General features: G+C 62.1%; 12 protein-coding genes. 9 read left to right on the plus strand and 3 right to left on the minus strand.

Features of this window, described 5'->3' with window-relative positions:
- Window positions 1-6 precede the first annotated feature (6 nt).
- Window positions 7-924, plus strand: coding sequence for an alpha/beta fold hydrolase (locus V8Z78_RS04990; protein ID WP_349731011.1), 918 nt, complete (start codon window positions 7-9; stop codon window positions 922-924).
- Between the two features lie 50 nt (window positions 925-974).
- Here V8Z78_RS04990 and V8Z78_RS04995 read toward each other — a convergent pair whose 3' ends face one another.
- The gene (locus V8Z78_RS04995; protein WP_349731012.1) at window positions 975-1,856 is read right to left on the minus strand and encodes a lysophospholipid acyltransferase family protein; all 882 of its coding nucleotides are present in this window, start codon (window positions 1,854-1,856) and stop codon (window positions 975-977) included.
- Window positions 1,853-2,704, minus strand: a complete 852-nt coding sequence (locus V8Z78_RS05000) for a lysophospholipid acyltransferase family protein (protein WP_034357391.1) — start codon at window positions 2,702-2,704, stop codon at window positions 1,853-1,855. Before V8Z78_RS05000 ends, V8Z78_RS04995 begins: the two co-directional genes overlap by 4 nt.
- A gap of 126 nt (window positions 2,705-2,830) precedes the next feature.
- Here V8Z78_RS05000 and metK point away from each other — a divergent pair, with 126 nt between their 5' ends.
- Window positions 2,831-4,018, plus strand: coding sequence for a methionine adenosyltransferase (gene metK / locus V8Z78_RS05005; protein ID WP_039049572.1), 1,188 nt, complete (start codon window positions 2,831-2,833; stop codon window positions 4,016-4,018).
- 194 nt (window positions 4,019-4,212) lie between these two features.
- On the plus strand, window positions 4,213-4,386 hold the full coding sequence (locus V8Z78_RS05010; protein WP_003058756.1) for a DUF1328 domain-containing protein: 174 nt from the start codon (window positions 4,213-4,215) through the stop codon (window positions 4,384-4,386).
- Window positions 4,387-4,451: 65 nt separating this feature from the next.
- Here V8Z78_RS05010 and V8Z78_RS05015 read toward each other — a convergent pair whose 3' ends face one another.
- On the minus strand, window positions 4,452-5,135 hold the full coding sequence (locus V8Z78_RS05015) for an NUDIX hydrolase (protein WP_179625528.1): 684 nt from the start codon (window positions 5,133-5,135) through the stop codon (window positions 4,452-4,454).
- A gap of 122 nt (window positions 5,136-5,257) precedes the next feature.
- Here V8Z78_RS05015 and V8Z78_RS05020 point away from each other — a divergent pair, with 122 nt between their 5' ends.
- The 6 genes from V8Z78_RS05020 (at window position 5,258) to V8Z78_RS05045 (ending at window position 11,561) form a co-directional block, all read left to right on the plus strand.
- Complete coding sequence (locus V8Z78_RS05020) at window positions 5,258-6,106, plus strand: cysteine hydrolase family protein (protein ID WP_349731013.1); 849 nt, start codon at window positions 5,258-5,260, stop codon at window positions 6,104-6,106.
- Window positions 6,107-6,173: 67 nt separating this feature from the next.
- Entirely contained in the window at window positions 6,174-7,376 is a 1,203-nt protein-coding gene (gene pncB, locus V8Z78_RS05025) for a nicotinate phosphoribosyltransferase (protein ID WP_179625526.1), read from the plus strand.
- Window positions 7,377-7,392: 16 nt separating this feature from the next.
- Window positions 7,393-9,096 (plus strand): NAD+ synthase, encoded by a 1,704-nt coding sequence (locus V8Z78_RS05030; RefSeq protein ID WP_179625525.1) that lies wholly within the window; start codon window positions 7,393-7,395, stop codon window positions 9,094-9,096.
- 219 nt (window positions 9,097-9,315) lie between these two features.
- Window positions 9,316-10,476: a bifunctional nicotinamide-nucleotide adenylyltransferase/Nudix hydroxylase gene (locus V8Z78_RS05035; RefSeq protein ID WP_349731014.1), complete on the plus strand. Its 1,161-nt coding sequence runs from the start codon at window positions 9,316-9,318 to the stop codon at window positions 10,474-10,476.
- A 63-nt stretch (window positions 10,477-10,539) separates the two neighbouring features.
- Window positions 10,540-11,034 (plus strand): GNAT family N-acetyltransferase, encoded by a 495-nt coding sequence (locus V8Z78_RS05040; protein WP_012837021.1) that lies wholly within the window; start codon window positions 10,540-10,542, stop codon window positions 11,032-11,034.
- A 188-nt stretch (window positions 11,035-11,222) separates the two neighbouring features.
- Window positions 11,223-11,561 (plus strand): H-NS histone family protein, encoded by a 339-nt coding sequence (locus tag V8Z78_RS05045; RefSeq protein ID WP_012837020.1) that lies wholly within the window; start codon window positions 11,223-11,225, stop codon window positions 11,559-11,561.
- Window positions 11,562-11,566: the final 5 nt, after the last annotated feature.

The raw sequence follows: 11,566 nt of genomic DNA on the forward strand, positions 1-11,566 counted from the left end.
AGCTTCATGGTCATGACTTGCACGCATACCCTGTCCACAGGGGTTGAATTGGAATGCCGCACCAGCGGCGAGCCGGGTCAGCCCCTGTTGCTGTTTCTGCACGGTTTCCCCGAAGGCGCTTTCATCTGGGATGGGCTGCTTGAGCAATTCGGCAGCCGCTACCGCTGCGTGGCGCCCAATCTGCGCGGCTATGGCCGCTCCAGCCAGCCCACGTCCATCAGCGACTACCGTGCCAAATACCTGGTGGAGGATCTTGCCGCCTTGATTGCGCTGGAAAGCCCTGCCAAGCGCGCTGCCTGCGTGATTGCCCATGATTGGGGCGGTGCCGTGGCCTGGGGCCTGGCCAACCGCTATCCCCAGCAGCTTGAGCGGCTGCTCATACTCAACTCCCCGCATCCCGGCAGCTTCTTGCGGGAGCTGCAGTCCAATCCCGTGCAGCAGTCCGCCAGCCAGTACATGCATTTTCTGCGCCGGCCTGATGCCCCCGAGCTGCTGGCCGAAAACGGCTGGCAGCGCATGCTCGGATTCTTTCAGAACCCCGACGGCAGCATGCCCGCATGGCTGACGCCCGAGCGTCAGCAGCAATACCGCGAGCATTGGGATCTGGGCGTGCACGGCGCCTGCATGTTCTACGCGGCCAGCCCGCTGGTACCGCCCCGACCCGGCGGCAGCGCCGATGAGCTGCAGGACATTCGCGAGCTCAGCCTACCCGATGAAATGCTGCACATCCCTGTGCCGGTGCGCATTCTCTGGGGCAATAGCGACCTGGCACTGCAGCCCGCCTTGTTGCATGGGCTGGAGCAATGGGTGCCGCAGCTTGCGATAGAGCATCTGCAAGGCTGCAGTCACTGGGTGGTCCACGAGAGGCCGGAGGCCGTGCAGCGCGCTCTGGCGGAGTTTCTTTCAGCGCCAGCTCGCTCCTGAAAAGGAAGCCTCTGGCGCCCATGCCATCAGGCATGGAAACGATTTGGCGCCTATTTCCCGGAGTACAGCGATGGCTCGCCATCGGGGCGCGTCTTGAAGCGCTTGTGCACCCAGTAATACTGCGGAACCATGGTCATGATGGCGGCCTGCAGCTCGCGGTTCATGCGGGCGGTGTCGGCCACATGGTCGTCGGTCGGGAAGTTCTCCCAGGCCGGCGTCAGCTCGGCCACATAGCCTTCAGGCGTCATGCGGTTGTAGAGCGCCACCACCTTGGCCTTGCCCAGACGCGCAAAGCGCGAAAGCGAGGGAATCGTGGCCGTGTTTTCCACCGCAAAAAAGGGCACGAACACCGAATCGTTCTTGCCATAGTCCATATCGGGCAGCAGATACAGCAGCCCGCCCTTGCGCAGGCACTGGATGATGGGCTTGACGCCATCGGCACGATTGAGCATCTTCACATTGCCGAAGCGCTGACGGCCATTCATGAACCAGGCATCCAGGTCCGGATCGGGATTCGTGGCAAAGATGGAGGTGAACTCGCGCTCGGTATTGAGCGGCAGGGCCAGGCCACCGGCATCCATGCTGTAGAAATGCGGCGCGAAGACGATGGTAGGTGTATCGCCTTCCAGCTCATGCGTGGCTCCGACCAGCTTGACACGGCTGCGCACCAGTTCCTCCGATCCGAACCACAGCCAGCTTCTGTCGAGAAAAGTCTGGCAAAAGACCTCAAAAGACTCTTTCGCCCAGGCTTTGCGCTGCGCCTCAGGCACCTCGGGAAAGCACAGCTCGAAATTGCGCAGCGCGATGCGCCGGCGCTGGCCCGCCACCACAAACAGCACACGCCCCACAAACTTGCCCAGGCCACGCAGCACGGGCAGCGGCAGCTTGGCCAGCACATGCATGCAGCCGATAGCGATCTTGCTGGCGCTCATGCCTTCTCCCCCGAGAGTTGCTTGTCTTCACGCGGCTGCTTGTAGCGGCCATAGCCCCACAGGTATTGCTGCGGAGACTGGCGGATGGTGGTTTCCATGGCGTGATTGATCAGCGCCACGGTGGCTTCCAGCGATTGAGATTCGGGCACAGGCAATTCCTCTAGATACAGCGTGTAGCCCCGCCCCCAGGACTTGCGCTCGCACCGCGCCACGATGACCGTGGCCCCGGTTTGCAGCACCAGGCGTGCCGCCAATGTCATCGTATACGCATCACGGCCGAAAAAAGGCGACCAGATGCCCAGACCATTGGGCGGCACCTGATCGGGCAGCAGCCCCACGGCCGCACCCTGGCGCAGCGCCTTGATCATCTGACGCACACCCGCGAGAGTGGTGGGAACGGCCTGAACGCCAGGACGATTACGCGCGGTTTCCAGAATTTCGGCCAGCCAGCCCTGGCGTGCGGGGCGGTAGAGCACGGTGATTGCGCCATGCCGATCCGACCAGCGCCGCGCCGCGGCCTGCACGGACATCTCGAAGCAGCCCAGATGTGGCGTGAGAAACACAATGCCCTTGCCACGCGCATAGGCCTGCTCGGCCACGGCTCCATTGACGATATCGCAATCCGGCAACTGGCCCAGCCAGATGCGCGGCATCTCGAACACCATGCGACCCGCATGTCCCACCGCAGCCCTGACCTGCGCAAATGCATAGCCAGCCTGCGCCGCATTGGCTGCAAATCGGCGCCGATAGGTGGGAGATAGCGCCCAGGTCACCCACCCCATGGCCGCACCAAGGCCATGCAATAGCCATAAAGGCAGTGCAGCAAACAGTCGAAACAGGGAAGGCATTAGAATAGCGGGGTCGCTGAGTTAAAGAGCAACTTGCAGGGCGACGTAAAAACAAAACTGCTAAAGCGTTCGCCAGACTTCGAAGCTCGGGCAACGCAATTGCCCAAGCTACAAGGAGTTATATCAATGGCGAACAGCGATTTTCTGTTTACCTCGGAATCGGTTTCTGAAGGCCACCCCGACAAGGTCGCCGACCAGATCTCTGACGCGATTCTGGACGCTATTTTCACCCAAGACCCGCACAGCCGCGTGGCTGCCGAGACACTGACCAACACCGGTCTGGTGGTATTGGCCGGTGAAATCACCACTGGTGCGAATGTGGACTACATCCAGGTTGCACGCGACACCATCAAGCGCATCGGCTACGACAACACCGAATACGGCATCGACTACAAGGGTTGCTCGGTACTCGTCGCCTACGACAAGCAAAGCCAGGACATCGCCCAGGGCGTGGACAAGGCCAGCGATGACGAGCTGAACACCGGCGCTGGCGACCAGGGCCTGATGTTCGGCTATGCCTGCGACGAAACGCCCGAGCTGATGCCCGCGCCCATCTATTACGCACACCGCCTGATGGAACGCCAGGCCCAGTTGCGCAAGGATGGACGTCTGCCTTTCCTGCGCCCCGACGCCAAGAGCCAGGTGACCCTGCGCTATGTGGACGGCAAGCCCCACAGCATCGACACCGTGGTGCTGTCCACCCAGCACAGCCCCGATCAGTCGGAAACGGCAACCAAGATGAAGGCTTCGTTCACCGAAGCCATCATCGAAGAGATCATCAAGCCCGTGCTGCCCTCCGAGTGGCTGCAAGAGACCAAGTACCTGATCAACCCCACCGGTCGCTTCGTCGTGGGCGGCCCTCAGGGTGACTGCGGCCTGACCGGCCGCAAGATCATCGTGGACACCTACGGCGGTGCCTGCCCTCATGGCGGCGGCGCCTTCTCCGGCAAGGATCCAACCAAGGTGGACCGCTCGGCCGCCTACGCCGCCCGCTATGTGGCCAAGAACGTGGTGGCCGCCGGTCTGGCGCGCCAGTGCCAGGTGCAGGTCGCTTACGCCATCGGCGTGGCCCGCCCCATGAACATCACCGTGTACACCGAAGGCACGGGCGTGATTCCCGATGCGGAAATCGCCAAGCTGGTGGCGGCGCATTTCGACCTGCGTCCCAAGGGCATCATCCAGATGCTGGATCTGCTGCGCCCCATCTACAGCAAGACTGCAGCTTACGGTCACTTCGGCCGCGAAGAGCCCGAGTTCACCTGGGAACGCACCGACAAGGCGGCTTTGCTGCGCGCCGCTGCCGGTCTGAAGTGATTCGGACACCCGCAAAAACGGGCCTGAGGATATGAGGGCATGAGCCCTCAAGCCTCGTCAATAAGCCATCGCGAACCATCGCGGTGGCTTTTTTGTTGTCGGATCAAGCCGACAAGGATTTTCCCCAAATGAGCACCATGGGTCCGCGCCTGGCGACTTAGTCTCAAGGCATCGCTTCAGACAAAGGAGTTCCGATGCTCAAGTGGGCCATTATTTTTGCCATCATCTCCCTGGTGGCCGGTGTTTTCGGCTTCACCGGCGTAGCCGCAGGCGCAGCCGGCATAGCCAAGATCCTGTTCTTTATTTTCATTGCCGTTGCCGTGATCTTTGTGGTTCTGGCGCTGCTGGGCATAGGGGCTGTCAGCTAGCAGCCCTCCGCTGCACACTCGCCCAAATGCCTGCCTTGTGCAGGCATTTTTCATGCAGGCTGGCCTCAAAGCCCCCGGGCAGTCAGCGCCAGCGTCTGGCTGAAGCCGGGCTTGGCGCGGTAAAGCTGGGCGGGCCGGTGCGCCCCGCCACCTTGCATAGCCCCAGGCACTGCCTCCAGCCAGTCCATCTCATCCATCTTGCGCCTGAAGCTGACCTTGTTCAGCGGCTCACCCAGAATGTTTTCATAGACCTGCTGCAGCTGTGGCAGCGTGAAGGTTTCGCCGCACAGGTGAACGGGCAAGGAGGAATACAGGCTTTTGCTGCGAACGCGCTCCAAGGCAGCGTCCAGGATGGCACGGTGATCGAACGGCAGCTGCGGCAGAGCCGAGAGCGGCACCACGCTGAGGTCGGCGCGATCGGGCGGCAGGTTCTGCACAGGCAGCAGCGCGCAATAGGCGATTGCCACCGACCAGCCGCGCGGATCGCGCGCCGGGCCACTGAAAGTAGCCAGCTGCTCAAGATAAGCACCCTCTATGCCCACCTTGGTTCTGAGTACGCGCGCCGCACTGGCTTTGGCATCCGCATCCTCATCGGTATGAATAAAGCCGCCGGGCAAGGCCCACACCCCGGCAAAAGGCGCAGCCTGACGACGCAGCAGCACGGCATGCAGCTGCTGCTCCACCAGGGTCAGCAGCACCACATCCACACTGACCTGCACCGCTTCCCTGCGCTCATCGCTTTGATTCATTTTTTTACCAACTTAGTTTTTCTTGCCTGATTATTTCACAGCAATCTAAAAATACTTAGTTGCAAAAATATTTTAAGTGTTTTAGACTGCAGACATTGCATCTAGCATGAAAGCTGAACACCATGAGTCATCCACAAGCCCAGCTGCTCATCATTGACCCGCAAAACGACTTCTGCGACCTGCCTGCCGACTGGTGCCCCCACTCACCAGACACTCATCAGCTGATAGCACCCAGCCTTGCGGTGGCGGGCGCTCATGCCGATATGCAGCGCCTGAGCAGCTGGATGGCAGCCCAGGGAGACAAGCTGGGCCAGATCACCATCACTCTGGACTCGCACCAGGCTTATGACATTGCCCATCCCGCCTTCTGGCAGCAGCGCGATGGCCGTGCCGTCCTGCCATTCACCCCGATCACGGCAGCGCAGGTCCGTGCCGGCGACTATGCACCGCGCAACGCTGCCGAACGGGAACGCACGCTGCAATACCTGGATCAGCTGGAGGCCCAAGGCAGCTACACCCTGATGGTCTGGCCGCTGCACTGCGAGATCGGCAGCTGGGGCCATGGCGTGCATCCCAGCGTGCTCGCGGCCTGCCGCCAGTGGCAGGAGCTGCAGCACCGTGCCACCCGCAATGTCTTCAAGGGCATGAACCCCTGGACCGAGCACTACAGCGCCATTCGTGCCGAGGTTCCCGACCCGCAGGATGATGAGACCGGCTTGAACACCGCCTTTCTGACCCAGTTGCGCCAGAGCAGCACCCTGGTGATCGCTGGCGAGGCCAGCAGCCACTGCGTGCGCGCCACCACCGAGCACATCGTGGAGCACTGGGGCAGCAACGACTACTCGCGCATCGTGCTGCTGACGGACTGCATGAGCCCGGTCGCCGGATTCGAGGCAGCGCACCAGGACTTCCTGCAGCGCATGCGCGCAACCGGTGTACGCTGCGAAACCAGTGCCAGCTTTGGCTTATGAGACAAATCGGCCTCTAGCTCTCATGGATAAAGCACTAGCAGCTCATATTTTTGAAAAGAAGAACGGCATGAAGCCCATCATCACCAGCCTGCTGGACACCGACCTCTACAAATTCACGATGTGGCAGGCCATGCTGCACCGCCACCCCCAGACCGAGGCCGAGTACGAATTTGTCTGCCGCACGCCCACGGCCTTCCCGCTGGCCGAGCTGCTGCCCGAGGTGGAACGCGAGCTGGACGCCCTGTGCAGCCTGCGCTTTGACCAGGGCGAGCTGGACTATCTGGCCGGCCTGCGTTTCATGAAGAGCGACTTCATCGACTTTCTGCGCATCTTCCAGTTCCAGCGCGCCTTCATCCGCGCCTGGGCCGAAGGCGACCGGCTCCATATCGTGGCCAAGGGCCCGCAAGTCCATGTGATGGGCTTCGAGATCTATGTGCTGGCCATCGTCAACGAGCTGTACTTCCGCCGCTTCGATGCCGATGCCGCCCTTGTCGAAGGCCGCAAGCGCCTGCAGGTCAAGCTGGCCCAGCTCAAGCATCTGGCTGTCGAGGCCAGGCTGCGCAACCCCTTCGAGCTGTTCGACTTCGGCGTGCGCCGCCGCTTCTCGGGAGCCTGGCAACGCGAGGTGGTGCAGGCTTTTGCCCAGGAGACCGCGCAGTGGTTCAAGGGCACGTCCAACGTGCTGCTGGCTCGTGATCTGAACCTGGTGCCCATTGGCACCATGGCCCATGAGTATCTGCAGACCTATCAGGCCCTGGGCGTGCGCCTGCGCGACTTCCAGGTGGCCGCCCTCGAGGACTGGGTGCAGGAATACCGCGGCGACCTCGGTATCGCCCTGACCGATACCGTGGGCATGGACGCCTTTCTGGCCGACTTCGACATGTACTTTGCCAAGCTCTTCGACGGCCTGCGCCATGACTCCGGCGATCCCTTCGAGTGGGGCGAGAAGGCCATTGCCCACTATGAAAAGCTGCGCATTGCGCCGCAGAGCAAGCGCCTGGTGTTCTCGGACGGACTCGATCTGGACACGGCACTGGCGCTCTACCACCGCTTTGCCGATCGCATCCAGTGCGGCTTCGGCATAGGCACGCGATTGACCAATGACATGGGGCTGACCACGATCAATATCGTGATGAAGCTCACCCATGCCAACGGCCAGCCCGTGGCCAAGATTTCGGACTCGCCCGGCAAGACGCTGTGCAACGACGAGACCTATCTGGCCTACCTGCGCCAGGTCTTCAACATCCCTGAGCCTGCCAAGGCAGCCTGAATCTTCGGAGGCAATCATGCTGAAAGTCACCATCGCCCAGCTCAACTACATGGTGGGCGACATCAGCGGCAACATCCGCCGCATGAGAGAAGCCGCGACCAGGGCGGCGGCCGAACAGGCCGATCTGGTGGTGTTTTCCGAGCTGTCGCTGTGCGGCTACTACCCCGGCGACCTGCTGGACGAGCCCAGCTTTCTGCAAAGACTCGATGCAGGTCTGCAGGAGCTGCTGCAGGCCACACGCCAGTTTCCCGATCTGCACTGGGTCGTGGGCGCACCCACACGCCACAATGGCCCCGGCAAACCGCTGCACAACAGCCTGCTGGTGCTCAAGAACGGACAGATCCGCCTGCAGTACGACAAGCAACTGCTGCCCACCTACAACATCTTTGACGAGCGCCGCCACTTCGAGCCCGGGGCCGACACGGCCAAGGTGCTGCGCGTGGGCAACTGCCAGGTGGGCTTTCTGGTCTGCGAGGACGGCTGGAACGACCAGGGCGCCGACTACGCCACCAACCCCTTTGTACGCATGGGCGATGCGGCCCCCGACCTGGTCATCAGCATCAACGCCAGCCCCAGCCACCTGGGCAAGCGCGAGCAGCGCCATGAGGTCTTCACCCAGGCAGCGGCGCGCCACAAGCTGGCCATCCTCTACATCAACCAGATCGGCGGCCAGGACCAGATCGTGTTCGACGGCGCATCGTTTGCCGTCGAGCCCGAGGCGGGGCTGGTTTTTGAAGCCAGGCGCTTCGAAGAAGATGTCTGCACGCTGGAGCTGAATGCGCAGGGCCGGTTTCAGGCCTGTGACGGCACTGCCTTGCCTGCCGTGCCGACGCAAGGCCTGCCCACCATGGAGTTCTACCGCCAGCAGATCGTGCTGGGCCTGCGCGACTATGCGCGCCGCTGCGGCTTCAAGCAGGTGGTGGTGGGCAGCTCGGGCGGCATCGATTCGGCATTGACGCTGGCCCTGGCCGTCGACGCCCTGGGAGCGGACAACGTGGTTGGCATCACCATGCCGTCCAGCTACTCCTCGGCGGGCTCGGTCGACGACTCCGTGCTGCTGTGCCGCAATCTGGGCATCAGACTCTACGAGCATCCGATCAAGGAGCTGGTCACCACCTATGCACGCCAGTTCGAGGCCAGCTTTGGCGAACCGCTCAAGGGTCTGGCGCTGGAGAATCTGCAGGCCCGCGCACGCGGCACCACGCTGATGGAGTTCTCCAATGCCTTCGGTCATCTGCTGCTGACCACGGGCAACAAGTCCGAAGTCTCTGTGGGCTATTGCACCCTCTATGGCGACACCAACGGCGGTCTGGGTCTGCTCGGCGATCTGTACAAGACCGAGGTCTTCGAGCTGTCACGCCATATCAACCGCCATGCGGGCCGCGAGCTGATCCCGCAGGCCATCATCGACAAGCCGCCCTCGGCCGAACTGGCTCCCGGCCAGAAGGACGAGGACAGCCTGCCGCCCTATGCCGTGCTCGACGAGATTCTCAAATGGCATATCGAGGGCCAGCATCTGTCGAACAAGGAATATGCGCATGCAGCAGCCTTTGTGGCCAAGCTGCGCACCCAGGCCGGCGGGCCCGAGACCATTGCCCGCGTGCAGAAGCTGGTGTTCCGCAGCGAATACAAGCGCCGCCAGGCTCCGCCCATGCTCAGAGTACGCCCACGGGCCTTTGGCACGGGCCGGCAGATGCCGATTGCGGCACACTACGAATAGCAATGCCCGGCATCTGCTTGAGACAAGCTGGCAAAGCCTTGCAGCACCTTGGGTGTCGCCGAGCGCCTGGCAGCCTGTCTCGAATGCCGACTTTGGCCGTGCCGGGCCTGGTTAAACGTTTAAAAATGTGAGCTACTCTCGCTTACCCAGTAAGCGTTTAGCGCGTTTTCACCAATATTTGCCCTTGCGGGCGCCGATTTCTGTACGGGTTTCGCTCTCATGCCTCAAGCCAGTCCCAACACCTCCAGCAAGCGTGTCATCGCCGCAGCACCCGAGATCCTGCCCACCTCCGTGCCTCTGCATACCGCCGTGCTGATCGGCCGCTTTCAGCCACTGCACAACGGCCATATGGCCTTGCTGCATGCCGCACTGGAGCGGGCTCGCCAGGTCGTGGTGGTACTGGGCAGCGCCTGGCAGGCACCCAATCCCAAAAACCCGTTCAGCTGGCAGGAGCGCGCGCAGATGTTGCGCAATGCGCTATCGAAAGAGGATGCCGAGCGCGTGCGCTGCGTTCCCGTGCGCGACTACTACAACGAGCCGCTGTGGGTGCATGCCGTGCGCGAAGCCGTGCAGGCCCATGTACCCGAGGGCGCGAGCGTGGCCCTGGTCGGGCATTTCAAGGACTCCAGCAGCAGCTATCTGGCCCGCTTTCCGGGCTGGGAGCTGATCAGCCTGCCGCGCCTGGGCCAGTTTGACGCCACGCCGCTGCGCGAAATCCTCTTTGGCGAAGGCGGCGCCTCGCCCGAGACCATGGATGCTGCTCTGGCCAGGCTTTCCTCCCAGATGCCCGAGAGCACGCTGGACTTTCTGCGCCGCTGGGCCCAGACACCGCTGTATCTGCGCCTGCAAAAAGAATGGCATATGCTGCAGGACTACAAGCGGGCCTGGGCCAAGGCGCCTTATGCACCGGTGTTCGTCACCGTGGATGCGCTGCTGCGCTGCCGTGCCAAGGGCCAGGACCAGGTGCTGCTGATCCAGCGCGGCCATGCGCCGGGCCAGGGCCTCTGGGCGCTGCCCGGCGGCTTTCTGGAGCAACGTGACAGCCTCTGGCAATCCTGCATGCGCGAGCTGCGTGAAGAGACTTGCTCCTCCATCAGCGAGGCCGATCTGCTGGCGGCCCTGCAGGCCGTGCAGGTCTTCGATCACCCGGACCGCAGCCTGCGCGGGCGTACCATCACCCATGTGCACTATCTGGATCTGGGCGTGCAGCCCAGCCTGCCCCCGGTACAGGGCGCGGACGACGCCGCCCTGGCCCGCTGGGTGCCGATTGCCGATCTGCCTCGCATGGAGGCCGAGTTCTTCGAGGACCATTTCCAGATCCTGTGCCAGTTCCTGCCCGTGACTCTGGCTCAGAGCGAGCCCGAGCTCGAGGTCGCCTGATAGAAAACCATAGCTGAAAGCGATTGACCATCAAGCGCTTGAGCTACTTTTCCCCGTTATTCCATGAGCCAGCTCCATATCCGCCCCGCCACCGAGCAAGACATCGACCTGATCCTGCACTTCGTACGTGAACTCGCCATCTATGAAAAGGCCGAGCATGAGGTCAAGGCCACGCCCGACCATGTGCGTCGCACGCTGTTCTGCGCCAACCCTTCTGTCTTTGGACTGATCTGCGAGATCGAGGGCAAGGCCGTGGGCTTTGCCGTGTATTTCTTCAACTATTCCACCTGGCAGGGCCAGCATGGCCTGTATCTGGAAGATCTGTACATCACTCCCGACGCCCGCGGCCACGGCGCCGGCAAGGCCCTGCTCCAGCATCTGGCCCGGATCGCCATGGAGAAGGACTGCGGCCGCTTTGAATGGAGTTGCCTGGACTGGAACACGCCCTCCATCAAGTTCTATGACAGCCTGGGCGCTCTGCCACAGACCGAGTGGATCCGCTATCGCATGACGGGCTCGGCCCTGCAGGCCATGGCCACGGGTGACAAACAGGCTTGAGCCCCAGACCGGATCATCCAGAGTGATGTGTGCAGCCCTTCGAAGTGATGTGCGCCCCTTTGCAGATTGAGTGTACGCAACATCAACAATGCGGCGCGTTCGCGCTTGCGCCAAAATGAATGGTTTTGCAAAACAATAACAAAGGCGGCAATCAGTGCTGACCTTTCACACTATCTCTGGAATCCAGAATGCCAAGCTATCAAGAACTCATCGCTCAGAAAAATGCGCTGGACAAGCGCATCGAAGAAGCGCGCAGCACCGAAGCCAAGGAAGCCCTGGCCACCGTCAAGCAACTGATCGCCACCTTCGGCTTTACCTCTCAGCAGGTTTTCCCCTGGAAGCCTGAAGAAAAGAAAAAGGTCGAAGCCAGGTACTACGACCCCGAAAGTGGTGCGACCTGGACCGGCCGCGGCAAGCCCCCGAAGTGGATCGAAGGCAAGGATCGCGGCCAGTACGAGATCAAGACCACGCCTACCGTGGACTTCAGCGCGCCGCGCGACGAAAAAAACCCGTTCCCGGTTCAGTAAGCGCC

This window comes from Comamonas sp. wu1-DMT, assembly GCF_040187805.1.
Classification (GTDB): domain Bacteria; phylum Pseudomonadota; class Gammaproteobacteria; order Burkholderiales; family Burkholderiaceae_C; genus Comamonas; species Comamonas thiooxydans.

Excerpts from the sequence above, each read along its gene's own strand:
- V8Z78_RS04990 (WP_349731011.1), top strand. The coding sequence starts at position 7 with ATGGTCATGACTTGCACGCATACCCTGTCCACAGGGGTTGAATTGGAA.
- V8Z78_RS05000 (WP_034357391.1), bottom strand. The coding sequence starts at position 2,704 with ATGCCTTCCCTGTTTCGACTGTTTGCTGCACTGCCTTTATGGCTATTG.
- metK (WP_039049572.1), top strand. The coding sequence starts at position 2,831 with ATGGCGAACAGCGATTTTCTGTTTACCTCGGAATCGGTTTCTGAAGGC.
- V8Z78_RS05020 (WP_349731013.1), top strand. The coding sequence starts at position 5,258 with ATGAGTCATCCACAAGCCCAGCTGCTCATCATTGACCCGCAAAACGAC.
- V8Z78_RS05035 (WP_349731014.1), top strand. The coding sequence starts at position 9,316 with ATGCCTCAAGCCAGTCCCAACACCTCCAGCAAGCGTGTCATCGCCGCA.
- V8Z78_RS05030 (WP_179625525.1), top strand. The coding sequence starts at position 7,393 with ATGCTGAAAGTCACCATCGCCCAGCTCAACTACATGGTGGGCGACATC.
- V8Z78_RS05040 (WP_012837021.1), top strand. The coding sequence starts at position 10,540 with ATGAGCCAGCTCCATATCCGCCCCGCCACCGAGCAAGACATCGACCTG.
- V8Z78_RS05010 (WP_003058756.1), top strand. The coding sequence starts at position 4,213 with ATGCTCAAGTGGGCCATTATTTTTGCCATCATCTCCCTGGTGGCCGGT.
- V8Z78_RS05045 (WP_012837020.1), top strand. The coding sequence starts at position 11,223 with ATGCCAAGCTATCAAGAACTCATCGCTCAGAAAAATGCGCTGGACAAG.
- V8Z78_RS05015 (WP_179625528.1), bottom strand. The coding sequence starts at position 5,135 with ATGAATCAAAGCGATGAGCGCAGGGAAGCGGTGCAGGTCAGTGTGGAT.
- V8Z78_RS04995 (WP_349731012.1), bottom strand. The coding sequence starts at position 1,856 with ATGAGCGCCAGCAAGATCGCTATCGGCTGCATGCATGTGCTGGCCAAG.
- pncB (WP_179625526.1), top strand. The coding sequence starts at position 6,174 with ATGAAGCCCATCATCACCAGCCTGCTGGACACCGACCTCTACAAATTC.